General features: G+C 39.9%; 20 protein-coding genes. 3 read left to right on the top strand and 17 right to left on the bottom strand.

Annotation, left to right across the window (positions count from 1 at the left end; genetic code table 11):
- Nucleotides 1-18: 18 nt before the first annotated feature.
- Nucleotides 19-1,335: a 2-isopropylmalate synthase gene (locus SAR02S_RS04175; RefSeq protein ID WP_052433521.1), complete on the bottom strand. Its 1,317-nt coding sequence runs from the start codon at nt 1,333-1,335 to the stop codon at nt 19-21.
- A gap of 392 nt (nt 1,336-1,727) precedes the next feature.
- Nucleotides 1,728-2,579, bottom strand: a complete 852-nt coding sequence (locus SAR02S_RS04170; protein WP_041957130.1) for an NAD(P)-dependent oxidoreductase — start codon at nt 2,577-2,579, stop codon at nt 1,728-1,730.
- 78 nt (nt 2,580-2,657) lie between these two features.
- Between SAR02S_RS04170 and SAR02S_RS04165 the strand changes: the two genes are divergently transcribed.
- Nucleotides 2,658-3,269, top strand: a complete 612-nt coding sequence (locus SAR02S_RS04165; protein ID WP_041957128.1) for a helix-turn-helix transcriptional regulator — start codon at nt 2,658-2,660, stop codon at nt 3,267-3,269.
- Between the two features lie 26 nt (nt 3,270-3,295).
- On the opposite strand, the gene dbpA is transcribed toward SAR02S_RS04165, so the two are convergent.
- Nucleotides 3,296-4,666 (bottom strand): ATP-dependent RNA helicase DbpA, encoded by a 1,371-nt coding sequence (gene dbpA / locus SAR02S_RS04160; protein ID WP_041957325.1) that lies wholly within the window; start codon nt 4,664-4,666, stop codon nt 3,296-3,298.
- Between the two features lie 11 nt (nt 4,667-4,677).
- Nucleotides 4,678-6,540, bottom strand: coding sequence for a sensor domain-containing diguanylate cyclase (locus SAR02S_RS13175; RefSeq protein WP_052433520.1), 1,863 nt, complete (start codon nt 6,538-6,540; stop codon nt 4,678-4,680).
- Between the two features lie 184 nt (nt 6,541-6,724).
- On the opposite strand from SAR02S_RS13175, the gene SAR02S_RS04150 reads away from it, so the two are divergent.
- Both SAR02S_RS04150 and SAR02S_RS04145 read left to right on the top strand, forming a co-directional pair.
- Nucleotides 6,725-7,615, top strand: coding sequence for a phosphatidylserine decarboxylase (locus SAR02S_RS04150; protein WP_041957126.1), 891 nt, complete (start codon nt 6,725-6,727; stop codon nt 7,613-7,615).
- The gene (locus SAR02S_RS04145) at nt 7,551-9,539 is read left to right on the top strand and encodes an EAL domain-containing protein (RefSeq protein WP_232293982.1); all 1,989 of its coding nucleotides are present in this window, start codon (nt 7,551-7,553) and stop codon (nt 9,537-9,539) included. The genes SAR02S_RS04150 and SAR02S_RS04145 overlap by 65 nt, the downstream gene beginning before the upstream one ends.
- 48 nt (nt 9,540-9,587) lie before the next feature.
- Here SAR02S_RS04145 and SAR02S_RS04140 read toward each other — a convergent pair whose 3' ends face one another.
- The 13 genes from SAR02S_RS04140 to SAR02S_RS04080 form a co-directional block, all read right to left on the bottom strand.
- Nucleotides 9,588-10,787, bottom strand: a complete 1,200-nt coding sequence (locus SAR02S_RS04140) for an OprD family outer membrane porin (RefSeq protein ID WP_041957124.1) — start codon at nt 10,785-10,787, stop codon at nt 9,588-9,590.
- A 279-nt stretch (nt 10,788-11,066) separates the two neighbouring features.
- The gene (locus tag SAR02S_RS04135; RefSeq protein WP_041957121.1) at nt 11,067-11,921 is read right to left on the bottom strand and encodes a c-type cytochrome; all 855 of its coding nucleotides are present in this window, start codon (nt 11,919-11,921) and stop codon (nt 11,067-11,069) included.
- A complete protein-coding gene (locus tag SAR02S_RS04130) occupies nt 11,918-13,168 on the bottom strand; it encodes a cytochrome b (RefSeq protein ID WP_041957119.1) in 1,251 nt (416 codons plus the stop codon). Before SAR02S_RS04130 ends, SAR02S_RS04135 begins: the two co-directional genes overlap by 4 nt.
- Before the next feature lie 9 nt (nt 13,169-13,177).
- On the bottom strand, nt 13,178-13,684 hold the full coding sequence (locus SAR02S_RS04125; protein WP_041957117.1) for a Rieske 2Fe-2S domain-containing protein: 507 nt from the start codon (nt 13,682-13,684) through the stop codon (nt 13,178-13,180).
- 9 nt (nt 13,685-13,693) lie between these two features.
- On the bottom strand, nt 13,694-13,987 hold the full coding sequence (locus SAR02S_RS04120; RefSeq protein WP_041957115.1) for a c-type cytochrome: 294 nt from the start codon (nt 13,985-13,987) through the stop codon (nt 13,694-13,696).
- A 151-nt stretch (nt 13,988-14,138) separates the two neighbouring features.
- Nucleotides 14,139-16,607 (bottom strand): trimethylamine-N-oxide reductase TorA, encoded by a 2,469-nt coding sequence (gene torA / locus SAR02S_RS04115; protein ID WP_156961439.1) that lies wholly within the window; start codon nt 16,605-16,607, stop codon nt 14,139-14,141.
- Nucleotides 16,608-16,617: 10 nt separating this feature from the next.
- Nucleotides 16,618-17,208, bottom strand: a complete 591-nt coding sequence (locus SAR02S_RS04110) for a hypothetical protein (RefSeq protein WP_041957111.1) — start codon at nt 17,206-17,208, stop codon at nt 16,618-16,620.
- Nucleotides 17,209-17,322: 114 nt separating this feature from the next.
- Nucleotides 17,323-18,033 carry a response regulator transcription factor gene (locus tag SAR02S_RS04105; protein WP_041957109.1) on the bottom strand — a complete coding sequence of 237 codons (711 nt, stop codon included), beginning with the start codon at nt 18,031-18,033 and terminating at the stop codon, nt 17,323-17,325.
- On the bottom strand, nt 18,033-20,069 hold the full coding sequence (locus SAR02S_RS04100; protein ID WP_041957106.1) for a cache domain-containing protein: 2,037 nt from the start codon (nt 20,067-20,069) through the stop codon (nt 18,033-18,035). The genes SAR02S_RS04105 and SAR02S_RS04100 overlap by 1 nt, the downstream gene beginning before the upstream one ends.
- A gap of 144 nt (nt 20,070-20,213) precedes the next feature.
- Nucleotides 20,214-21,320 (bottom strand): OprD family outer membrane porin, encoded by a 1,107-nt coding sequence (locus SAR02S_RS13170; protein ID WP_156961438.1) that lies wholly within the window; start codon nt 21,318-21,320, stop codon nt 20,214-20,216.
- Between the two features lie 145 nt (nt 21,321-21,465).
- Complete coding sequence (locus SAR02S_RS04090) at nt 21,466-23,133, bottom strand: HAMP domain-containing sensor histidine kinase (protein ID WP_198133069.1); 1,668 nt, start codon at nt 23,131-23,133, stop codon at nt 21,466-21,468.
- Nucleotides 23,126-24,796, bottom strand: coding sequence for an ABC transporter substrate-binding protein (locus tag SAR02S_RS04085; protein ID WP_041957105.1), 1,671 nt, complete (start codon nt 24,794-24,796; stop codon nt 23,126-23,128). The genes SAR02S_RS04090 and SAR02S_RS04085 overlap by 8 nt, the downstream gene beginning before the upstream one ends.
- Complete coding sequence (locus SAR02S_RS04080) at nt 24,783-25,475, bottom strand: response regulator transcription factor (RefSeq protein WP_041957104.1); 693 nt, start codon at nt 25,473-25,475, stop codon at nt 24,783-24,785. The genes SAR02S_RS04085 and SAR02S_RS04080 overlap by 14 nt, the downstream gene beginning before the upstream one ends.
- Nucleotides 25,476-25,488 lie beyond the last annotated feature (13 nt).

Here is a 25,488-nt window from a genome sequence, read left to right as displayed (position 1 = left end):
CCTTTACATGTAAAATGTTTATAGCTTGCACATTTGACGAAATACTTTGAAAATCTCTTCAGCATTCACCTCTATGCCTTTTTCATCGCACAACTTTTGAACCTCTGTGGCAATTTCGATCTGAAGCGCTTTGGTCGTCTCAATACCGTAAAACTCTTTGAGCACATACGCCACACCACTTTTACCCGACTGCGAGTTGATGCGCACCACATCGCGGTAATCTCGCTTGATATCCTTCGGGTCGATCACAAGGTACGGTACGTGCCAATAGCCATCTAACGCCACCTTTTGAAACTCCATACCCTTCTTTATTGCATCCTGATGCGTGCCAGAAAAAGCCGTGTAAATCATAGAGCCTACATAAGGGTGACGGGGAGGAATCGTGCTGTGTGTCAAAGTGATGATCTCCTGCAAAATCGTATCAATGTTATAAATATCCAACATCGGGTCAATCCCTTGAGAGTAAAGGTTGAACGCCATCGTGATCAAGTCAACATTGCCCGCTCTCTCGCCGTTGCCCATCAATGTCCCCTCAACTCTTTGCGCTCCAGCCAATATCGCCATCTCAGCGCTCGCTACGGCTGTGCCTCTATCATTGTGCGGATGAACGCTCAAAATAACCGCGTCACGTTCCAACATCTGTTTACTCATCCACTCGATTCTATCGGCATAAATGTTGGGTGTGCATGCCTCTAAGGTGTTCGGCAAGTTGATAACCATCGGTGCATTTCTGGTCGGCATCCACTCGCTGATAACTGCATTGACCACATCGCGCGCAAACTCCAACTCGGTTTGAGAAAAGCTCTCGGGTGAATACTGAAACATCACATCGCCTTTGAATTTTGCTGCCTCTTCTTTGATGATGCGCGTCCCCTCAACTGCTAAAACGATAATCTCCGCTTTGCTTTTGTCAAACACTATTTTGCGCTGATTGTCTGCGGTTGGGTTGTAAAGGTGCATCGTTACTTTTTTTGCCCCGCTCATCGCTTCAAAGGTTCTTCTGATGTGTTTTTCAATGGACGGCATCAAAACTGCAACCCTAACATCATCAGGGATCAAGTTTTGCTCGATCAACGTTCTGCAAAAGTCAAAGTCCGTTTGTGAAGCACTCGGGTACGCGATCTCAATCTCTTTAAATCCCATCTCAACCAATTTTTGAAAATACGCCAATTTTTTGGTCGCATTCATCGGCTCTACAAGGGCTTGATTGCCATCACGTAAGTCGGTACTAACCCAAATGGGCGCCCCAGTTATAACGTTACTTGCCCACTCACGGTGTGCTAAATGTACCAATGGATACGGTTTGTATTTTTTAAAAGTTTGTGTATTTTGCATAGTATTATCCTAGTTATTATAATGAGTCAAAATGCTCAAATGTGCCTAAAATCAGGCAGAAAAATCTTGCGCCATTGCAAGAAAACAACAATGAAAAATGATATAAATTGTGCTAATTAGGTAGAGGTATCCTCAGGGCTAAAAAGCCAATTTAAAAATTAACAGTGAAAATAAAAGGGGTTGGTGTGAAGTATTAACGGAGCTTCAGGAGGAGGACGACGAGGACAGATGCGTTAGAAAATTGCGCTATTGTCTGAGGTTGGTATATGGTTTGATGGGATATAAAAGTTGCCATCGGGTCTCCTTTAAGAAAATTTGTAACGTGAAGTATAGCACAGAAGTTTATAAATTGCAAAAAATGGGCGCTTTACATGTAAAACGCCCTTGAAGTGTTACGCTTTGAAAAGTTGATAGATCGAACTAAAGTCCTCATCACCCTTTCCCATCATTTTCATTTTGGAAAAAAGCTCTTTGGTGACACTTGCCGTGTAAAGTGGACGGTTCAGACTGTACGCCAAGTCTTGCAGACAATGCAAATCTTTCGTGATCGCGGCAGTGCTAAAATGTGGGCTAAAGTCCTCATCGATCAGTTTTTGTGTTTTAGCAGCAAGAACAAGTGACTTTCCGCCACCTGCACCCAAGATCTCTAAAAGTTCTTTTTTATCAATGCCACATGCTTCGCCAAGAGCTGTACACTCGGCAATAGTCGCCATAAAAGAACCTAAGCAGAGGTTATTGATAAGTTTCATCTTTGCCGCAAATCCAGCCTCTTTCAGATGAAAAATGGTGGAGGCAAATTTTGAAAGGAGTGGTTTACATGTAAGATATACACTCTCCTTCCCAGCGCATACTGCCGTGAGCTCACCTTTACTCGCAGGCACTACACTACCAAGCACTGGGCATTCTAGGTAATTTCCACCCTGCTTTTCAACCGTAGCATGAAACTCAATGACATCATTGAAATGGTTGGTCGTAAGGTCGATGATGGTTTTGCCTTTGAGGTTTGCGCTTAAAAGTCCGTTATCCATCGTAAGAACATTTCGTACACCATCAGAGTCAAACAGACACATGAGTACCGTATCGCATTTTTCGATCAGAACTTTGGGTGAGCTTTCGCATACAAACCCTTTGGCTTCCGCTTTCGCTTTTGTTCGATTCCAAACGATTACCTCTTCACCCATACTTTCAAGTCGTTTTGCGATAGCTGAACCTAAATTTCCAAGTCCTATAAAACCGATTGCCATGTTTTTTCCTTGTGGTAATTTTTAGAATTATAGTCTAAATTAGACAAATTATCTTTAAATTAGTGTTATAATTTAGGAATGAAAAAAGAACTCAAACCTTATGTCACTTTATGTGACGCTATCGGAAAACTGTTTTACCCCAATGTTGAAGTCGTCATGCACGACTTGGAAGCCAAAAAACTCGTCCACATCGTCAATGCCTTCTCCAAACGTCGCGTCGGTGATGCAATGCTCAGTGAGCTCAAAGACCTAAACAGCATCAAAGAGAACTGGGTCGGACCATACGATAAAACCAGCAGTGAAGGCAAACGCCTCAAAGCGGTGAGCATCATCGTGCGAGATGGAGATGAAAAACCCATCGGGATGATCTGCATCAACTACAATACAGAACCGATTGCATCGCTGTTCGAATCACTTAAAGGCTTTTTACATGTAAACGATACTACGCCTAAACCTTCCGTACTTTTTTCACAGAGTTGGAGAGAACATACCGATGAGACGATAGAAAAGTATTTGAGTAGTAAAAACATCGCCCTTTCGGGTCTTTCAAGCGATGATAAAAAAGAGTTGGTGTGTTTTTTAGAGAGCGAAGGCATCTTTGCCATTCGCAATGTCGTGGGGTATATCTGTTCGGTTTTAAATGTCTCGAAGGCTACGATTTATAATTGGTTGAAAGCGGTGAGAGGTTAGACTCTCACCACTTTACATGTAAAAACTCACCCCAATTTCCATATCTTAAACCGTCTATTTTTAATCGTAGTAGCACAAAGCCCATCAAATGCTTTGTCGGCGTATTCTCGAGCTATCGCGACATAAGAAAACTTCTCTAAGATGTCAATTTTTCCAATGACTCTCGCTTCGAGGCCTAAGTCTTTGGTGAGAGTTCCAAGGATGTCACCAGCGCGCATTTTGTGCTTTTTGCCCGCATCAATGCAGAGCGTGATGTAAAGGGCTTTTTTAGGCTTGAAAAGTTTTGTGTCCAAATCGCCTATGGATTTACATGTAAAGGCAAAATTGGCTTCTGTGAGTTCTTCAAAGAAACCCTCTTCTCTTGGTGTGACGAAGCTTACTGCCATGCCCTCTTTTTCCATGCGTCCTGTTCGACCAATTCTATGCGTATAGATTTCCATCGTTTGAGGTAGTTCGTAGTTGATGACCATCTCGACATCTTTGACATCCAGCCCGCGTGAAGCAAGGTCGGTCGCAACGAGGATTTGCGCACTGCCGTTAGCGAACAGAAGCAGGTGTTCGTCACGGTCGATTTGTTCTAAATCGCCATGCAACGAAAGTGCGTCAAAACCCTCATCCAAAAGATAACCTTGAAGCTCGGCGACTCCTATTTTCGTTTTGCAAAAGATGATGACCGACTTGGCATCACTTTCCAGTAAAACACCTTTGAGTGCTGCTTCTTTTTCGCGTGGTTCGACGGTGTAGCATACTTGTGTGATGTTCGGAGAGGTGTGTGCTTCTTCTTCGATGCTGATGCGAATGGCATCATTTTGCACTTCGTTACACATGCGCTCGATCTCTTTGGGGAAGGTTGCAGAAAACAGCAAGGTTTGACGCTTACTTGGCATTTTGGCGATGATCTTCTCGATGTCTTCGTAAAAACCCATGTCGAGCATGCGGTCGGCTTCATCGAGAACGAGCGTTTTAATATGCTCAAAGTTGATAGTCTTCTCTTGTAAATGTTGCAAAATACGCCCAGGTGTTCCAACCACAATGTGCGCACCATGTTCTAGGTTGATGCACTGAGGTACAAAACGAGCACCGCCACACAGCGTAACGATCTTGATGTTATGGGCAAAACGAGCCAAACGTCTAAGCTCTGCACTCACTTGTTCGGCAAGCTCACGCGTGGGACAAAGCACGACCGATTGGATGCGCATGGAGTTTACATGTAACGCCATCAAAAGCGGTAATCCAAACGCGGCAGTCTTGCCACTGCCTGTTTTAGCTTTGGCGACAAGGTCACGGCCAGCAAGTGCTAAAGGAATACACGCTTTTTGGATCGGTGTCATGGCTACATAGCCCAAATCGTTTAGATTTTGGAGCATTTTTGGCTCGGTGATAAACTCGTTAAACATAAATACCTTTTTTAAAAATTTGCTTTTTGATCCCAAAGCTCTTTTGTGAAACGCAAACAACGGTTACGTCCACTCTCTTTGGCTTTATAAAGTGCTACATCGGCGAATTTAATCGCTTGCCAGAAGCCATCGGTGTCATGAGGGAAGTCGCTAATACCCATACTGATGGTCTTTTTAAGAATACCATCGGTTGTTTTAAAGTTAAACTCTTCCACCGCTAGGCGAATCTTCTCAGCGACTTTCACACCGTAATTGACCTCAGTGTCGATGAGCAAAATCAAGAACTCTTCACCACCAAAACGAATGATGATGTCTGACTCTCTCACACATTTTTTAAGGATGTGCGATGTCTCTTTTAGAACGTTGTCACCAACGTCATGACCATATTTATCATTAACTTGCTTAAAGTAGTCCATGTCACACATCAAAAGGCTAATCTGCTTTTTACGTCTGAGTGTGCTTGCGATGATTTGGTTGCTGTGGTCTTGCAAGAAACGACGGTTGTAAAGCCCTGTCAGTCCATCGACCAGTGAAGATTCACGCAGCGTGTTCATCAAACGTTTTGTCTCGATAACGGAAAGCGAATGCTTGATGTAACTCTCCGCTTTGAATACTTTTTCGTTAACGTGTTCAGCATCTTCTTTAGTGAATACAAACTGTACAACAGCGCCCGCATGACCTGAGACGATGAGCGGAATGCACACATGTCGTTTGTTTCCATCGTGTATAAACTCTCTGCACACGCCCTCGTACTCAAACGACGAGACTTTATGCCCTGTTTTTTGAGCGCGACATAGGGTGCAGTTATGTTGTATCTCTTCATTACACACTAAGAACTCTTTTTCATCGGTAATATGCGGATAAACCACACTCATCGTTCCTTTCGCAGAATTAACATCGAAAATGCGGTAGTTGTGAATGCCCGCCTCTTTTTCAAAAACCTCGCCAAGTCTTGTATAAACCACTTCAAGCGAGCTGTCCTCTTCAATGACTTTTTTGAAAACGGTAACGCCATAGACGGTATCGACCAGTTTGTTGAACTCTTTGGAGAGTGTGCCTATCTCATCTTTGGATTTTATTTTGAGTTTTTTACTCAGGTCTACCTCACCCGTACCGATGGAGTGTATCTGATGAATCATCGACTCAATCGGACGTGAAAATGCTTCTCTAAGCCATCGTGTGAAGAGCATCAATAAAACAACCGCAATAAAAATCACAATAGCCATCGTGTTAATGGAGAGTCGGATGGTGTTGCCTACTTGTTGGTTGTAGCCTTGGTAAAGCCCATTGATGCGGCTAGAAAGCTCTTGTGTCATCTCTTGCGTTGTCTCTACATGTAAAGCCAAGAACTCTTTCATTTTTTCAATATCACCAGCTGTTATCGTACCACGTTTTTTTTGCAAAGAAAGCACCATCTCTTCCATCGCATTGATCTCATTCGAGATAGCTTGTAAAGCACGCACACTTTCGGTGTCATCTTTGGACAATGACTGGATGATCATCTCAAAAATGTTGCTATTGTTGTTACTTTTTTGACCATTCATTAAAGACTCTGAAAGTCTGCTTTTCATCTGAGAGATAGGCCCTTTCACCACCAAAAAATTATTATCGACCTCTTTGCTATTGAGTATTCGCTCCAAGGAAGAGAGTTCTGGCTGGATCGTGAAGACCACTTTCATATAGGGAAATGTGGTTTGGGTGATTTGCAAGTAGCGGTAGTGTATGAAACTCAAGGAAGCGACGGCAACGCAGCCGATAAGCATAAACCAAAAGAAAGTTCCAAGTTCAAAAAGGAAAAATTTCTTGCGAATTGGAAGATTCACAAATGTAATAAACTGTACAAAACGCTGCCAAAAACCTGTCACTTTTTCCATCGCTGCTTTGTCCTTTTTTTAAAAAAGTATTAAGAATAAAAGATAAAATCCTAGCATAATTTTAGCATGTATGATCTTTGAACAACAAAAAAGTTATTTTATTTGGTATAATCTATTCTTTTAAAAATTCCATTACTTTTTTCACCCTTTTTTAAACACGAAAAAAGTTATACAAAAGAGTCCTATGCAACGTTACCCTAACTTTAAAAGTTCTATTGCGTCTCGTCTTTTTGGCGTTTTTGCGTCCAAAGAGTTCCCAAACCCAATACAACGCACCATCAACAAAACCTACACCTCAATGATGAAAGTTGACTTGATGGAATTTGAAGAAGCCTCAGCCTATAAAAGCCTTAATGCCCTTTTTACCAGACGTTTTAAAACGCGTCGCCTTTTTAACATCAATGACAAAACGCTCATTTCGCCTTGCGATAGTCTTATCAGTGCTTTTGGAAAAATTGAAAACAGTCTCGCTTTGCAGATTAAAGGATTTTCATACGATGTGAGAAGCCTTCTTGGAGATTATATTTCAAAAGAGGCAAAAGAGCGTTTGGATGAAGGTGATTTTGTCAACTTTTACCTCTCTCCTCGCGATTACCATCGTTACCACACGCCTATCGATATGCGCGTTGCCAAAGCGGTGCATATACCAGGGCACCTCTACCCTGTAAACTTTACATGGCTAAAAAAAATTCACGGTCTTTTTGTTGAAAATGAGCGTGTAGTCCTGGAATGTTATACCAAAGAAAATAGACTCTTTTATATGGTTTTCGTGGGCGCTCTCAACGTCGGAAAGATGGCATTTACCTTTGATAAAACCATCCAAACGAACGCAAAAGCCAACCTACAACAGTGTTACCTCTACGACAACTTGAACCTCTCAAAAGGAGAGGAACTCGGGCATTTTGAAATGGGATCAACCATCGTTATGCTTTTTGAAAAAAATTCTGTCAATTTAGACCTAGATGGAATCGGTCATGTCAAATTTGGACAACCTATAGGGGGAATACACCATGAAGAGCACACAAACAGCATCACTCAGACAAATGAGCAAGGGGATGACGCTTCTTTACATTGAAGATGATTCACTTGCAAGAGATGCTGCCAATAGTCTCTTTTCGGAATTTTTTGATGATGTCATCGTAGGGTTTGATGGTGAGGATGGCGCACGCTTGTATGCCACTCACCACGAACATATTGATCTTGTCATTACGGACATTACGATGCCACGCATGAACGGCATCGAGATGATCGAAAAAATGCGGGCTATCAACCCAGAAGTTGCCATCATTGTCATCTCCGCGCACAATGAGGCACATTATCTTACGCAAACGATCGAAGCAGGCGTTGACGGCTACTTGCTTAAACCTTTGGGCGTTACGCAGATGGTTAAAACATTGGGTAAGGTTCTTGAAAAGCTGCATTTGCGTCATGAAAACATGAAAAACGCGCTCTTGCTCAAACAGTACGAAAACATTACCAACACCAGTTCCATCATTTCTAAAACCGACCCAAAAGGTGTCATCACCTTTGTCAATGATAAGTTCTGCCAAATCTCAGGCTTTACCAAAGAAGAGCTTCTTGGAAGATCACACAACATCATTCGTCATCCTGACATGCCTAAAACGGCCTTTCGAGATCTTTGGAAGACCATCAAAGATGAGAAAAAAACATGGCAGGGCATTGTTAAAAATCGCGCTAAAAATGGCGACACCTACTATGTGAAAACAACCGTACAGCCTATCTTAAATCCTGATGGTCATGTGGATGAATACATCTCATTGCGTCATGATATTACAGCTATTATGAGTGATAAAAAGCAACTTTTTGACTTTTTGGAAGCCAACCGTCTCTCTGTGTTGATTTTAGTACAGATTGAAGACTACACCATTTTAGAGAAGTTTTACGATAAAGCCAATGTTGAAAAAATCGAAGATGCCTTTGGTAAAAACATGCTCTACCTTATGCCCAATCGTTGGGGTTTTCAAAGAGTCTATCACCTCGGAAATGGGCTTTATGCCTTTGCGATAGACAGACGAAACTGTCGTGCGAGTAAAGAGGAAATTCATGCCGTACTCGAGCAATTTTTAGCCAATGTCAAAGAGTATATTGTCAAAATTGACGCTATTGAGTATGACATCTCTGTTATTTGTAGTTTTACGTATGGCATTTATAAAATATTTGAAGACGCCAAAATCGGCATTGAAAATGCCATTCAAAAGAAACAATCTATCGTCTATGCCGATGGACTCTCAGGCATTGAGTATGACAATGCCCTGAAAAATATTGAGACGATTCATATGATTAAAACAGCGATTGATAATCGCAAAATCATCTCCTATTTTCAGCCTATCGTAAACAATACCACGCAAAAAATTGAAAAGTACGAATCCTTAGTACGCCTTGTGACCGAAGATGAGCAACTGTTAACGCCCTTTTATTTTTTAGAAACAGCAAAGAAAGGTCGCTACTACACCAAAATTACCAAAATCGTTTTGGAAAACTCGTTTGCAGCACTTGCTAAAATTCCTGAAGCATCCATCTCCATCAATCTCTCTATGCACGACATCGAACGAGGCGAGATTACAGACTACATTGATAATTTGTTGTTACAGTACGAAGATGAAGCACATCGCATCATTTTTGAGCTGTTGGAGAGTGAAGATATTAAAGATCTTTTAATGATAAAACAGTTTATCAAAAAGGTCAAAATGAAGGGTGTTAAAATCGCTATAGATGACTTTGGAACGGGCTATTCTAACTTTGAGCGACTGCTTTCGTACGAGCCTGATATTCTTAAAATTGATGGTAGTTTGATTAAAAATATTCAAAATAATCAAGTCAATCAGAATATTGTAGAGACCATGATACTTTTTGCCAAAAAACAGAACCTTACCACGGTTGCTGAGTTTGTAGAAAATGAAGCGATTTACGAGATCGTACGCGACATGGGGATTGATTATTCACAAGGGTATTATTTCGGGAAACCTGAACTGTTTTAAAGAGAACTCTTTTACATGTAACTTTACATGTAAAAGAGTTTATCCGTTTTAAAACTTGTACACTGCACTAAATCTAAATTCATCTTTATCTTTAGTACCTGCTTTATCTCTATTTTCTTTATCGTACATTGCTAAGAAGTTAAGCCCTTTAAGTGCTCCATCAAAGGCGTAATTGCCCGTAAGAGAAATATAGGATGCTTTGCCGTAAGAGAGGTCATCATCGTCCGTTACCGTATAAGCGACATTCACCGTCGTTGTTGGCGTAAACGCATAACCAAGACCTATAGCATAAGCATCGGTATTGGCAGGATAACTGCTTGAAAGTATGATCGTGCCCGTATATGCAAGGTCTGCACCCCAACCAATACCAGGTGTGACGGTTGCATCTTTACTGACACTGCTGTAGGCTACATAACCGCTCATAGCACCGTATCCTAGGCTTGCCTTGAATCCGTACAAGTCAGAGCTTTTCGTCCCTGTGATCTCTTTGTCATTGTAGTAGTATTGCGCTGCCAGCCCGTACGTAAATGCATTCACGGCAACACTGTACGCCGCTTCTGCATACGCCATTGAGCCGTTGGTATTCATATCTTCGGCATACGCTGCGGTTAAGGTCAAGCCTGTAATCGATTTATTAACAGCTACGAGAGTATACGCACCATCTTCCAAAAGAGGGGATGTGCCGTAAGGATTGCTATAGGTAGTAAATTTGCCGACGTTTCCAGCCCCATCGGTTTGCGCTTGGAATTTTTGAACGTAGGCTGCGGTTAATGTCGTATTAGGAAGGTCGGTATTGACGATGCTTGCACCCTCAAATGACTCTTTGATGATACGGTTGCCTAATGAGGCGATGAGTGGCGTATCTAAGAACATACGACCCACTTGAACGGTGGTTTTACCTGCATGGTAAGCAAGATATGCTTCAGAAAGTTGTGCGCCAGAGCCGTATTCATCCCAACCAAATTGTTGCTTTGCATTAGAACTCGCAAAGGGAGCATTATTGGATTGTCCCGTTAAGCCAAGGCTAAAGCCATTTAAAGAGCCTGTTTTATAATTGAGCATAACACCCATATTAAAAATAGAATCACTCGGAATGGATGGATTGCGATCACGATCCCAGTAAAATGCCTTTAACTCACCACTTATTTTGCCCTCTTTAAAGGCATCAGCCAACGTATCTGCACCAAAAGAACAGGTACTAAGTCCTGCAACACAAAGAGCTGCCAAGCTAAGATTTGCCAATTTCATCCGTTTCTCCTTCGTAGTAAAAACACTTTACATGTAAAGTATTTATGACGTTAATTTATGCCAAGAATGATGCGCTATTTTCAATCAAATCCGCATCCAGACAGACCCATAAACGCATCTGTCAAAACCTTTAATATGCCCGTTTGTTTACTAATTAATTTGAAGCTTCAAGGAAAATTTTAAATAAAAAAAAGAGCAAAATAATCGCAGAGAAAATAAGATTTTTGACGATAAAAATTGAAGAAACAAAGACGAAGGAATGAAGTAAAAAGGGGTGGATTACTCCACCTCCTTCCAAATTTTAACTTTCCACAAATACGCTATTAGGGTAAAAATAGCCATAAATCCAATGAGCTTTAAGCCAAGGCTTTCACGCTCTGCTTTTTTGCGATCCCCGACATTTTCCATATAAGCGACCACTTGCTCTTGAGACGCTTCAGTCAGTCCCACGCGAGGCATCGCAATGCCTTCAACCATCTTCAGTGGTTCGTTGATAAACGTGTTTAAATACTCCGCTTTTTTAGAGCGAATCATCATCGACACATCAGGAGCTTCAGCACCAAGATAACCTTTTAGAGAAGCTGTAGGAGTTTGTGCTTTGAACCCGTCGTACTTTATACTATGACATCTGCCACACGCCTCTTCAAAAACAACTTTATTGGAAGCTTTTGTGGAGACAATATTCCCTAAATACGCCACAATATCGGCTATCTCTTGCTCACTTAAAAAAGTGTAGCTGGGCATAGCATAAGGTTTGGTATCTCCAAATTTATGCAAAAGTTTGGTCGCCCCCACAGGGTCTTTCAAAAAGCCTGCAAGGTAATTTTTATCATAAATAACACCTGCATGACTGAGATCTGGTGGGACGACACCATACGCATTTGCCGCATCTTCAAAGCTCATAGGCGCTTCTTGTCCTAAACTTTTAATGCTATGACACGCAATGCAATTAGCTTCAACAAGAGCTTTACCATTTTCCACATTTCCGTTTACATGTAAAGGTTCCATGTCTTTAAAACTAAAATCAGCGGGTGCGACATGCGGGTGCATTTGCGAATGTGCATATGGCTCCACGCCCCAATAAGTCACCGCCGTAAAAAAGAGCACAATGGCTAAAATTTTGATCTCTTTCATTGTTCATCTCCTTTGGCTTCGTGCTTGGTAATAAATGGAAGGGCGATAAACAATCCTAGAAAAATAACGGCTGCGACAAATCCAACCCATGCGTTCATACCTGTGGGAGGAAGTTTTCCATAGACCGTGAGCACGATCATATCGCACACCAAAAGCCAAAACCAGTATTTAAAGATAGGTCGTTTGTGTGCAGGTGCCGTATTCATCGGATTGCGATCTAAAAATGGCAAGATCATAAAAACAATGTTGGCGATCACAAACGCGATTAACCCAATATCCATCGCCGCCATGCCACCGATGTCAAAGAAAAAGCCTCGAAGCACTTCATAGTTCCACAAAAAATACCACTCAGGGTAGATATGCGCTGGTGTTTTCATTGAATTTGCAGGCTCAAAGTTAATTGGATCCATCGCAAAGTCAAAGTGATAACAGACAAGGGCAAAGAAAATCGTCATAAAAAAGCCAACCACAAAAAAGTCTTTGGAGAGAAAGACAGGCCAAAAAGGAACGACTTTAGACTCTTTTTTGTCTCCATCTAAAAACTTTTTTGACTCAGCATCAAAATCAAACTCAACGGAATCTTGATTATTCACATGCGGAAAGCGAAGTGAGTAAAAATGCACCGCAATCACGACGATAATCACCAAAGGAAGGAGTACAACATGAAGCATAAAAAAGCGTGTTAATGTCGCATCCGCCACCACGTAATCACCCCGTATCCAAATGACGACATCATCGCCAATAACAGGGATGCCACTGAAAAGGTTAGTTATCACTTGTGCCGCCCAGTAACTCATCTGCCCCCAAGGAAGCATATAACCACTAAACGCTTCGGCGGAAAAGGCGATAAAAAGCACCATGCCTGTTATCCAGATCATCTCTCTACCTTTTTTATAAGAGCCATAATAAATACCCGTAAAAAGGTGAATGTAGATGATAAGAAATGTCGCCGAAGCCGCAACACCATGCATATGACGCCACAACCAACCATACTCTACTTCTTGCATAATAGTGTAATTCACACTATCAAACGCGAGGTTGATATCAGGCTTGTAGTACATCAATAAAAGTAGCCCCGTCACCAACAACACGCCAAATAAAATGACCAAAACCACACCCATCGCCCAGAGGAAATTGATGTTTTTGGGTATCCAGTATTCGGTCATCATCACACGCATAAACGCTTTTACCGCTAACCGCTGGTCTAGCCAGTCTATAAAGCCTTCGCTTTTTCGAATTTCTGCCATGCCCTACTCCTACGCTTTTTTCGCGATTAATTTTTTGTACTCTTCGCCTTCTTCGCCTAAGACAAGTGTTTCACCTGAAATTTTAAAGGGAGGAATGTCTAATGGACGAGGTGGTGGACCAAAGGTGTTAATGCCGCTCGCATCAAAAACGCCACCGTGACAGGCGCAGATAAAACTTTTCTTTTTCGCATCGTATGAAGGAATGCAGCCGAGGTGCGTACACAAACCAATGACAAGAGTAAAAATTTTCTCGCCAATAACCACATCGCGTTTTGCATTTTTAGGCGTATCGGCACTTTTACGTAACACAAAGATCGGCTTTCCACGCCATTGAAAACTGCGCGCTTCGCCCTCTTGTATGGTCGAGATATCCACTGTAACAAAGCCAGCCGATTGCACACTTGGGAGTGGATCCCAACTCTTTTTCATCGCACCAAGCGCACACACACCACCCACAGCTGTAACGCCAGTAAGTGCCATGCCTATAAAATCACGCCTTTTTTGACAAGTTGCCATAGATATAACCTATTTTTTAACGATAAAAGAGGCAATCTCTTCAATCTGCGCATCACTAAGCGTAGTGACTTGTACTTTCATAAGAGCTTTTTGATCTTTGCCATAACTGCCATCTTTATAGCCTTTCATCGCGCTCACAAAATCAGCCTTGCTCATATCTTTAATGATCAAGCTTTTGTTCAAAGCAGATTTCTCGCCCGTAGATCCATGACACGCTACACACTTGGTATACAGTGGTGTTGCTTGCGCAGTGATACTACAAAATAATGCCGTCACTACAATTGATTTAGTTAATGTTTTCATTTGATACTCCTTAATAATTTTGAAATGAATGATATTAAAAAAAAATGGCAAAAAAATGTTAAGAAAATAAAATCAATGATTTTGCTATTTTTTTGAGATTAAATTTATCTCAAGAAGAAGTAGCCTTATAAAAGGCTACTTGGTATAAAAATTATTTTCTTGCAATTTTAGGTTCATCGAATATAGTAATATTAGGAATTTCACCTGTATATTTTTCGATTTCAGCTAATGCAGTATTGGCAATATTGGCTTGCGCAAGGCTAGATGTTCCTTTATCAATCGTCAACTGATTGACATCACCATGTTTACACATAGTACCAATTTTACCAGGCTCCATAGGATCATACCATCCGCCCTCACACATTCGAAGTACACCTTGCGATACAGCCTGCGTTACGATAGCTCCGGCAAGTGTTGTGCCCCTTTCATTAAAGACTTTAACAACATCACCACTTTTGATACCTCTTTTTTTAGCATCTTCGGGGTTAATCCAAATAGGCTCTCTTCCACTCACTTCGTAAAGATCTCTCAACCATGTATTGCTTAATTGAGAATGTAGACGATACTTTGGATGCGGAGAAAGCACATGTAATGATGTTTTTTTAGCTTTAGAACTACCAAGCCACTCCATTGGCTCAAACCACATAGGATGCCCTTTGCAATCATCATATTTGAAACTATCAACCACTTTTGAGAATATCTCTATTTTTCCAGAAGGCGTTCCCAATGGATTCAACATAGGGTTTTCTCTAAAATCAGCATGTCTCACAAACTCTTTTGCAGATTGAGGCGTTGCAAACTTAATATAGCCTTGCTTCCAAAATTCTTCAAATTTTGGAATAGTGATGTTTTTTTCAAGCCCTTGAGAAAGCGCTTCTTTATAAAATTGTTCTAACCATTGCATTGGTGTTTTATTTTCTGTAAATTCTTTTTCATAGCCCCATCGCTTACAGATTTCACGACAAATTTCAAAGTCATTTTTGGATTCGCCAACAGGGTCAATACCTTGTTGAAGTGCCAAGAAATGTGTTGATGAATAATCCCCAATTCTCTCAATATCATTACGCTCTATTTCAGTCGTTGCTGGAAGGATGATATCTGCCATACGTGCTGTCGATGTCCAAAAAGGTTCATGAACAATGACGGTTTCTAACCTTTTCCATGCTTTAAGCATTGCGTTTCGATCTTGATGATGATGGAAAGGATTTCCGCCTGCCCAGTAAACCATTTTAATATTAGGATACACAATCTCTTTGCCATTAAATGCAATTTTTTTGCCAGGATTTGAGATCATATCGACGACTTTTGCCGCAGGGATATTAAAGGGTTTATACTTAGTCCAAGGACCTTCTTTATCACTCACAATATTGGTTGAAATACCGGTAAGTCCTGGTGCATCTGCTGTTGGTGTTCCGCCACCTGCATAATGGTAACTAAAACCAAAGCCTCCACCAGGAAGACCAATTTGCCCTAACATTGCACAAAGTGTCACCATCGTCCAATGGAATTGTTCACCATGATCGGCTCTTTGCGTTGCCCATCCTGCCATCAATAAAGAGCGTTCTTTCATAAGCTTTTCTGCAAATTTTTTGATTGTATTAGCTGAAACACCACAAATTCGCTCTGCCCATTCAGGAGTTTTTGGTGTATTGTCTTTTTCGCCAATCAGGTACTGCTCAAATTGTTTGAATCCAACCGTGTATTTTTTAATAAATTCTTGATCATAAAGTTTATTGTTATAAAGATGATATGCCATACCTAACATCATGGCAACATCCGTATTTGGTCTTATACGAATATGCTCTCCATCAAAATAGCGTTGGGTATCATTTGCGACGGGATCAACAGACATGACATTAATCTTCTTAGCATCACTAAGCTTTTTAAGTTCACTCATATAACTGTATGATTCATGCGCTGGTATCTCCCATGCTATTTGATTCGTTGTCATAGGATCAGCACCCCAAAAAACAACATTTTTAGCATGTTTAAGTACCATATCCCATGATGTTTGTTGCTCATAGACTTCATTCGTCCCCAATACGTGTGGCATAATGACCTGAGCGGCACCAGTAGAATAATCACCCGTTCTGCCCACATAGCCACCTGCAATTTTCATCATACGATTCATAAGGCGTTGTGGGTTATTGAGTTTTCCAACACAGAACCAACCGTAACTACCCGCATAAATACTTTTGTAACCGTAAGTATTTTGTACACGCATTACTTCTTTAGCAACAAGATCTAACGCTACATCCCAAGAAACACGTACAAATTTTTCACTACCTCTTTTAGAAGTATCGCTTTGATGGCCTTTTTTGAGGAAACCTTCTCGTACATAAGGGTATTTCACGCGTGTTGGAGCATAGGTACGGGAGGGAAGCGCTTGTATCATAGGTGTTGGGAGAGCATCATCCACAAAATCACTGACTCCCGTAAACTGATCACCTTTAATATAGGCTTTAAAAGCACCAAAGTGTGTTGCACTAAATTTTTGGGACTCATTTAAAATAGGTCCACTAGCGATATCAATAGCATTTAGACTGTTGACACTGCCAACAACAGCTGCACTACCCATAAGGCTTGTTTTAAGAAAATCTCTTCTTGAATTATTTTTCATTTTCATCTCCTTACTTTGCATCTTTTGCATGCGCTTGCATATATTTCGTTAATTGCCATTGTTGCTCTGGTAAAAGTCCTGCTCTATCTTTCATTGCCTTAACAATATTTGGCCATTGATTGACTGTAAATTCATCTGAAGGGTGCGCTTGATGGCAAGAACCACATCGCTCACCAAACAATTTCGCACCTTCTTTCCAAACATCTTCTTGATTGGAGGCTAAATCTGAACTTTTTACCCATCCTTTAATTTGACTGGGTATCCATTCGGCATCATAGTCATCGGTTTTACTTTGACCTTTTTCGATACTTCTGAAAGCATTAGGTTTTAAGAGTGCATACACAACTCTTTGTCCAATATTTTGAAAAATAACACTCTCTTCCCCATACGCACTCCAACCATTTACCATCACAAAACTCTTATCGCTTTTTTCATCAAGTTTGATAAGTTTTGTACCGGGTGTTATACTACCAATGGTATCGCCAGAATCACTTGTCAACTCAAGTGTTGTTTTAGGAAAAACATCTGTCGCATTCATAGATGGGATGACCAATAAAGCACTTAAACAGAGTAGTGCTTTCAACCCTACATCTTTTTTCATTCGCTATCTCCTTGTAATTGAATTTCAAGAAAAGTGTAAAAAAAAAGTGTAAAAAAAGTATAAATATTGAGGAAGAGAGGTGAATTGGATTATTCTAAAAAGAGAAAAGAGGAATTATTTTTCTAAAGGTATGTTCGCTTTGGGAGAAAGTTTATATCCATATCCTTGAATATTTTCAATAAGTTCATAGTAGGTCTTGGAACGGAGTTTGTTGATATGCATTCTAATGGTTTCAGGTGTAGCACTTTTATCGTACCAAACATTCCCCTCAATATTTTCAAAACTGACAGTTTTTCCCAAATGATCAATTAAGATAGCCAACAAACGCGACTCATTCTTTGTAAGATGAATTTCTTTCTCGTCACAAAAAAGTTCTTTTGTTTGAAGGTTATAAGAGAATCCTCGCGATAAATCAAGCCATTGATGTTTTGATACAATTTTACTAAGACACATCAGTAATGTGTTGTAAAGTTGTTCGAGCTCAAAAGGTTTATGTAAAAAAGCACATGCGCAAATATCGATAGAGGCATATATATTATCGGAAGTATCGTAAGCCGTTAACACGATAATGGAGATCTCCGAACTTGCTTTGCGAATCTCTTTTGCCATAACAAGTCCGCTCATCTTAGGTAAATTAATGTCGGTAATAATGACATTAAAATTACCATTATGAAAACACTCTAGCCCTTCTTCCCCATCTTTTGCACATTGTACATCTTGGCAATAAAGACTTAATGCATCACGTATAATGCCTCGCAATAAATCATCATCTTCAACTAATAAAATGCGCAAGTCATTAAACCGCTTTAAAACACTTTTATCCATTAATTGCCTTTCAAAAAAACCAACTCAAAGACAGTCGGATTGGAATAAGAAATGATGTTAATAGTACCATTTAACTTGTTTTCCACTAATAATTTACACAAATAAAGCCCATGTCCCGTGCCTTTAGTCCCTTTAGTTGTTTGCATTGTTTTAAAAAGTTTTTCTTCAAACCCGGGATGGATACCTATGCCATCATCTTCAACTCTAATAGTATAGTTTTCATCTAATTCAGATAAAGAGACAATGATATGACCTTCATCAACGGTGCTATTTTTTTCCAAAATAGCATCTTTAGCATTGGAAATGAGATTGACCAAAATTTGTTTCAAATAATTTGGATACGAAACCATTGGATAATCTTTTTTATAATCATAACTAAATGCGAGGTCAATGTTATGGATACGTGCAATAGGTCTCATGATACTAACGACCTCCTCAATAACCGTCGCACTATCAAAATACTCTTTCTCTTGTCCCGTTTTATAAAATGATTTAAATGACTGTAATGTTTGTTCCATAAATTTTATAATTTCAACGGCTTTATCAAAACTCTCAATCAGTCTATCTTCACTAATAATTTTATCTTTTACTTGAATTCTCAGCATTCCCATCAAAACTAAAATTGCGGCGAGAGGTTGCCTCCATTGATGTGTAATGGCGCCTACCATTTCGCCCATAGCCGCCATTTTACTGTGCTGAATCATAATCTGTTCATGCTCTTTTGCATGCGTTTCTAAGCGGTATTCATTGGTAATATCATTAATGGTTAAAATACAACCTTCTATTTTTGAAGCCTTATCTATAATAGGCATTATCTGAGCTAAAAGGCACTCCGCCGTATCATCGTTAGGGATTTTAATAATTTTTGCCGTAAAAGTACAATCCATTACCTCATATACAGCTTCAATAAGCGTTTGGATCAATTCTTCATTTCCTGCTATCTCTTTTAAATGAGAGATGGAGTCGCCTAGTTCTATTGATTCATTGATGGTTAAAAATTTTCGCAGTGGATCATTGATTAAAAGAACATTTTTTTGCTTATCAATAATTGCCATAGCATGGCTACTACTATGTGCAAAAGAATCTAAAAGCCGTTTATGTTCAAAGATTTTTCGCGATAAAAAAAGAAATAAGAGTACTCCCAAAACACCAAATACACTAAAACTAACCGCCATAATGACATTTTGAAAAAGCTGCTCATTGAGTTCCCCAAAAATGCTCTCTTCATTTAACACCGTAGCAAAAATCCAATCACTGTTTTCCAAAGGTTCATAAAAAACCAAATATTTTTTGCCATTGTGTGCATATGTTGTTGTTCCCCCCATCTCACTGTTAGAAAGAATAGCAGATATTGCAGGTTCACATCCATTGCACTTTTGTTCGCTAAAGCCATCAGGACTCACAAGAATTTTGCCATTTTTACTGACAAGGAATGCAAACCCGTTAAAGGGTAAATTTATAGAAAGTATTTCTTTTTGAATAGAATCTAAAATCAAATCGCTTGAAAGAACAGCAATTAGCTGTCCACTTTCATGATTATACACAGGAGAAACGATAGAAACAACTTCTTGTAAAAGATCAGAATCAATATAAGGTAGCGTAATGGCAACACTTTGGCGCTCTTCACCTACTTTATACCAGGGTCGCTCGGTAGGAAAATAATTTAGCGGTGCAGTCCAATTAATACCCGTAATAAAAGCATCATTGGCATAACCAATATAAACACTCCGAAATTCTCCGGTTGTAATGGCACTTTGTAAAATTTGTCTGATCTCATGGTAGTTTTTTTCAGGATCTAGTTTTTCTAAAAAGGTTGAAGCAGAAGAGACAATACGCTTTTTAACGGAAAGCCACTCATCAATTTGACGCTTATACCCTTTGACAATATTTAATTGATTTGTTTTCACTAACTCTTGCATCATCGTTTGATTAGCGTCATAATTAATAAAAACAAGAACAATATAGGCAAATGTTAAAGAGAAGAAAATAAGAATGAAGAGGATCGTTGATAGATATTTTCGTTTAAAATGTGTCATGGATCAGCTTACGTTTTAAAGTGTAAAGATGCATTATATTATAACTCAATATCAAGGTATTCTCCTATATCTAAACATTATATGAAATAAAGAAGAATGAGTCAGAAGTGATCAAATCCTGCATCAAACTCATTCTTTTAGAAATCAAAACTGATAATTAGCAATAAATCTAAAATCGTGTTCGTCAGGCTTACCTGCTAGATCATACGTAATATCTGCATAACGAATACGTGTTTCTAATCCTTTCATTGCACCAGAGAATTTATATTTCACATCAATGTTCCATTCTTTTGCATCATTGGCAGCATTAACGGAGTTATCATAAACTGCATAACGTGTAAACGCACTTAGCCCCTGTATACCAATTTGCGCAAAGTCATAAGAGATTTTACCTTGATAAGAATCTGTACCTGCCGTAACACCCGTTAACCATTGAACACTATTGTATGTCCAATCTGTTCCTTGTCCATAGCCATAATTCACATCACCCTCTTTAGCCGTTGAGTTATAGTAAGCAGATAAACCAACCCCTGCTACTTTAGTGCCAACCATCAAGCCATACATGTAAGAGTCTTTTTCACCAGCGATATCTGCATAGTCACCTAAATATTGAGCACCTAATGTCAGAGGAAAATTGATAGGTAAATTATAGGAAGCATCTACAAAGAGTAAATTACGATCATCTTTATGAACAGTTCCTTGTGCCGTTAGTTCTAAACCTTTAATCGACTTATTGAGGGCATAAAACGTATAGATTTCTTCATCTAAATCCTGAATTTTTTCAGCTCTATATTGCCATTTATTGATAGCACCTGCAATCAGTGTTGTCTCGGGTAAAGAAGTATTGGTAACTGTAATTGCTTGAAACATACCGTTGAGCATTCTTGAGCTTGAAGAAGAAACAAGAGGAGTATCGATATATTGACGGCCCACTTTAACAACTGTTTTATCAAAGGTATATGATAAATACGCTTCACTCAGCATAGTCTCTGAAATAGCAACACTACCATCAACTTCAGCAGAATTATCGTCTTTTAAGCCCATAGTATGAGAAGTTTGAAAGGTTACACCTGCACCAAAACCATTGACATTACCAGTCACATATCCCAATTCACCACCTAGTGCAAAGCCACTACTATCTTGCCCTGAGATATCTGCATCTCGATACATTGACTTAAGAGTACCGTTTACTTTGCCCTCTTTAAATGCATTAGCCAACGTGTCTGCTGCAAAAGAATTGCTTATCAACACTGTTAGAACAGCTAATGATATACCCGATTTTGATACTTTCACTTTTTCTCCTTTTTAATATTGTAAAAAAATATTAAAGTAAAAGTATAAAAAAAGTATAAAAATTCAAATTTTGAAGTAATGCTGTATCAAGGATAATAGTTTATTATGCGTGATGCTTAATTTTGATTGTAAAGAGTGCCCCCTGCTCTGTATTTTTAACGGTCACGATACCATTCATGTTGTTTTCAATGATCATTTTGGTCATATAAAGCCCAATTCCAGTACCTTGCTTAGCGTGTTTGGTCGTAAAGTAAGGCTCAAAAATACGTTCCGAATACTCTTCCGCAATGCCACCACCATTATCTTCAATCTTAATGAGCGTGTATTTCTCACCATTTTTTACGCTCATACGAATGAACGGATTTTCAATCTGCCTGTCAGTGAGAACATCTTTAGCATTAGAGAGTATATTCAAAAGTGCTTGGGCAAACTCATTAGGATATCCAAGCACCATAATCTCTTCTGCAGCATTAAACGAGAATTCAATCGAGTGGTAACGAAGGGAGGCTTGAATGATGGAGCTCGCCCGCTCACATGCATTATTGATCTCAAAAATCTCTTTATCTTTGGAAGGTTTAAAAAAGTTTTGAAAATCGCTAATCGTGTTAGACATATAGGCTGTGATTCGGTTACACTCATCAATTTTTTCTGTTAAAAAGGCTTCATTAAAATCATCAAAGTGTTGTCTCACTTGAATGATCATTAAAAGTGCATTGATCTCACCTAAGGGTTGTCTCCATTGATGGGCAATATTACCGATCATATTGCCCATGGCAGCAAGCTTGCTTTGCTGAATCAGTAACTGCTCTTGACGGGTGCGCTCATCGATCTCTTGTTGAATGCGTAACTCCAAATTATCGAGCATCTCATTCATCACAGCTTTGAGTAAATTGAGTTGGTCAGAATTTCCCGAAGCGACGAGTCTGCGATCAAGATTGCCTAGTTTTAGATCTTCAACGACATTGGTTGCATCTTCGATGAGTTTGCTGTCTTGCTCGAGGTTGGCTTGAATAATCTCAATGTTTTGATTGATCTGCCTTGCCATATCGCCCAGCTCATCTTTATTGGTAAGGGGAATGTGAATACGTGTGGCTTCTTCGGTGGAAGGTGATTTCAAGTAGTCAAAAAACTCTCTAAGCCCTCGTCTTACATGTAAAATAGAATCAACAATATTTTTAGCAATAAAAAAACCAAACATAAAAGTTAAAAGCACAATAATAATCAACCAAACTGCAATAAAATAACGCGAATTGATTGCTTCTTTATTCGCTTTAGTATAGGTTTCAGAAGAGTGGGTCAGCTCGTTTTGCTGTAACACTTCAAGCGAATCCATGAGCGTGTAAAATTGGTCGCGCTCTGCTGTATTGGCGTTAATGAACGCGCCCTCTTCAAAATCATCTTTGAGGTAGGCTTGATTGGCTAAAATGAGTGCTACATAATTTTTCCACTGAGCATAAACCGTAGAGGGAAGTTTGCTAAACGGCTCTTCCATTTGAGTGTGCATCTCATTGATTTTTGAGAGAATATCTTTACGCAAGTCTTCATTCGGTGCCATAATGAGTGAAAGCGATTGTTCTCTTAGCTTAAACAGCGGCAAAATGTAGGTTTGCTGAATGGTTTGAACCCGCTTGGAACCTTCAAAGACATTGTTGACATTGACCACACCTTTATTGGTTATATCAAATGCTAAAAAGGAGAGCGTGACAATCGCACAAATGCCCAAAGAAGCCATCAGAAAAAATTTATAACGCATGGAAAGATACTTAATCATAATCAAACCTTAATGGTAACATGGGAGCCTCACGCTCTTTAGGATACGCTGCATTGCCTCTAATCGACCAGTGATATTTGGTCAGTTTTGCTCTCCAAAGGGGCATCAATAAAACAGAAGAAGGCTCATAACGGACCTCTTTGTTTACGGCTAAAACAATGTTTGGAGAGGGAACAAAAAGCATATACGCCTTCTCATACGCACGTTTGACAATTTTAGAAACCACCTCATCATATGCAGGACTTTGAAATTCGACATCAAAGAAATGTTCGATGTACTCTTGCATCAAATCGTCTTTATCAATCGCTGACCATTTATCGGAGATGCGGTATGCAAAAAAGGCCGTCCAAGGGTTATTACTGCTCCAGTCATCATTGCCCCATGTCAAGATATCCCACTTTTTTGGCGCTTGACGATTGGTGAGGAGCTGTTCGTATATCTCTTTTTCATTCGGTGTGGTCGTGTAATGAAGGGTCACACCGTACTTTTTAAGCTGATGCTCGATACCTCGCCACAAAAACATAAAACGATCCATTGTAATGACATCCAGCTCCAACCCATTTAAAATCTTTTTGAGTTCCCTCTCTTCTTCGGGATTTTGGCGCGCACGTTCACCCCATGTTTGAAGATTCCCCGTTGCTCGTTTGACGGAGCGATAATTTACTGAAGCTTCTGTGGGCGCTAGTTCACCCTCTTTTTTATAAACAAAATTGAGTAAATTGGCTTGGTTGAGTGCCTTATTAAGCGCGATGCGTACGTTTTGATCTTGGAGTTTACTGTCCGCTTTAAGCAGATTAAAATAGATCGAAATACTGTGCGTTGAAGGCTTGGTGTAGAGCCTTGCATACTTGGAAAGTACCGTTTCCACTTTTTTGTTGAAAGGAATGGGCGTTATATCCAATTGCTCTTCTTCCAACGCCATTGAGACTGATTGATTGGAGGTAAGTTCTGTATAGATGGTAATGTTTTCAATGTAAGGCAAGCCCGCTTCATAGTAGTTTGGATTGGCTTTGAGCTCTAAAATAGGCGTTTGAAACCGCCCTGTTGCGTACCCTTGCTTCAGAATGTAAGGGCCTAAACCATAAGGACCAGGGGCTTGCATGCTGTTACATGTAGAACCCTCTTTCGTACTCCAACCATAACGTTTGAGATAGGCGGATGTATAAAGATTGATGGACGTGAGATCGCTAAAAAGTAGTCCGTAAGGTTTGTGCAGATGAATACGAATGGTATATTCATCGACTTTACTCACACCTTTAAGCCTTTTATGAATGTCCGAATAGACCACAGGGTCTTTCATAAAATAACTAAAATTTTCCACCACAGAGTCCGCATTAAACGGCGTTCCATCTTGAAACAGAACCCCTTTGCGCAGGGAAAATTCATAGGTGAGATCGTCTATTTTCGTATACGATGTTGCCATCATATACTCCCACCCTTCATGGTTGCCACTGGAGCGAACCAGTGTGCCATTGACCAGTTTGGAGACGTACAAATAAGGCATTGTCGGTAAAAAAACTTTGATGTGCGAGCCTGCCACACGCTCGTTGATAAGAACCGAAGCGGTATCGTCATTGCGGTAGTAAAAAGGATTTTTCCACTCCTGAGCACTGCCTAAGCTCACCCAACAGAGCAGTAAAACAAAAAGTCTAGCACATCTCAAATCGATACCCCACTCCCGATAAATTGGTAATAAAATCTTTCGGTAACTTCTTGCGTAAATTTCGCACCAAGGAGCGAAGTGCACTATCGGTCATCACATCATCTTGCCATACATTGGCTTGGAGTTCATCATAGGTAACGATGCGTTGTTTATTATGAAGCAGTAACTCTAAAAATCCCGATTCTTTTTTATTGAGATGAATGGTCTCACCTTCATAAGTTAAATGCTTATGGTCAACATCATACAAGTAGCCACACGGAAGTTCATACACAATCGTATGCGTTTGAGCAATGCGCTTTAAACAGCGCGCGAGGGCTTCTAAGAGACCATTGAGATTGACGGGTTTGATGATGTACTGTTCTAAGTGTAAATCAACCACTTTAAGCAGATACTCTCTATCGGTGTGTGCAGAGATGATGACAAGCGGTGTTATTTCATCGGTTTTACGAATTTCTCTTACAAGATCCACGCCGTTCATTACAGGCATTAAAATATCGGTAATCACAATGTCTGGATTTTCAGTTTTGTAGAGCTCTAAGGCAATTTTGCCGTTCTCCGCTTCGATCACCTCTTTGGTATAGTAGCGAAGCGATGCCGCAATGTTTTTACGTATGCCCTCTTCATCTTCGGCATAGAGAATTGTGAGCGTCTTCAATCGTTCCAAAAAAAGTTTATCCACGTTTGATGCTCCT

It is taken from the genome of Sulfurospirillum arsenophilum NBRC 109478, assembly GCF_000813345.1.
Taxonomy (GTDB): domain Bacteria; phylum Campylobacterota; class Campylobacteria; order Campylobacterales; family Sulfurospirillaceae; genus Sulfurospirillum; species Sulfurospirillum arsenophilum.
Note: the sequence above shows the minus strand (reverse complement) of the source record. Positions and strands in the feature narration are given on the sequence as shown.

What these genes read in the sequence shown, in the direction of transcription:
- SAR02S_RS04175 (WP_052433521.1), bottom strand. Translation starts at nt 1,335, where the DNA reads ATGCAAAATACACAAACTTTTAAAAAATACAAACCGTATCCATTGGTA.
- SAR02S_RS04170 (WP_041957130.1), bottom strand. Translation starts at nt 2,579, where the DNA reads ATGGCAATCGGTTTTATAGGACTTGGAAATTTAGGTTCAGCTATCGCA.
- SAR02S_RS04165 (WP_041957128.1), top strand. Translation starts at nt 2,658, where the DNA reads ATGAAAAAAGAACTCAAACCTTATGTCACTTTATGTGACGCTATCGGA.
- dbpA (WP_041957325.1), bottom strand. Translation starts at nt 4,666, where the DNA reads ATGTTTAACGAGTTTATCACCGAGCCAAAAATGCTCCAAAATCTAAAC.
- SAR02S_RS13175 (WP_052433520.1), bottom strand. Translation starts at nt 6,540, where the DNA reads ATGGAAAAAGTGACAGGTTTTTGGCAGCGTTTTGTACAGTTTATTACA.
- SAR02S_RS04150 (WP_041957126.1), top strand. Translation starts at nt 6,725, where the DNA reads ATGCAACGTTACCCTAACTTTAAAAGTTCTATTGCGTCTCGTCTTTTT.
- SAR02S_RS04145 (WP_232293982.1), top strand. Translation starts at nt 7,551, where the DNA reads ATGAAGAGCACACAAACAGCATCACTCAGACAAATGAGCAAGGGGATG.
- SAR02S_RS04140 (WP_041957124.1), bottom strand. Translation starts at nt 10,787, where the DNA reads ATGAAATTGGCAAATCTTAGCTTGGCAGCTCTTTGTGTTGCAGGACTT.
- SAR02S_RS04135 (WP_041957121.1), bottom strand. Translation starts at nt 11,921, where the DNA reads ATGAAAGAGATCAAAATTTTAGCCATTGTGCTCTTTTTTACGGCGGTG.
- SAR02S_RS04130 (WP_041957119.1), bottom strand. Translation starts at nt 13,168, where the DNA reads ATGGCAGAAATTCGAAAAAGCGAAGGCTTTATAGACTGGCTAGACCAG.
- SAR02S_RS04125 (WP_041957117.1), bottom strand. Translation starts at nt 13,684, where the DNA reads ATGGCAACTTGTCAAAAAAGGCGTGATTTTATAGGCATGGCACTTACT.
- SAR02S_RS04120 (WP_041957115.1), bottom strand. Translation starts at nt 13,987, where the DNA reads ATGAAAACATTAACTAAATCAATTGTAGTGACGGCATTATTTTGTAGT.
- torA (WP_156961439.1), bottom strand. Translation starts at nt 16,607, where the DNA reads ATGAAAAATAATTCAAGAAGAGATTTTCTTAAAACAAGCCTTATGGGT.
- SAR02S_RS04110 (WP_041957111.1), bottom strand. Translation starts at nt 17,208, where the DNA reads ATGAAAAAAGATGTAGGGTTGAAAGCACTACTCTGTTTAAGTGCTTTA.
- SAR02S_RS04105 (WP_041957109.1), bottom strand. Translation starts at nt 18,033, where the DNA reads ATGGATAAAAGTGTTTTAAAGCGGTTTAATGACTTGCGCATTTTATTA.
- SAR02S_RS04100 (WP_041957106.1), bottom strand. Translation starts at nt 20,069, where the DNA reads ATGACACATTTTAAACGAAAATATCTATCAACGATCCTCTTCATTCTT.
- SAR02S_RS04090 (WP_198133069.1), bottom strand. Translation starts at nt 23,133, where the DNA reads ATGATTAAGTATCTTTCCATGCGTTATAAATTTTTTCTGATGGCTTCT.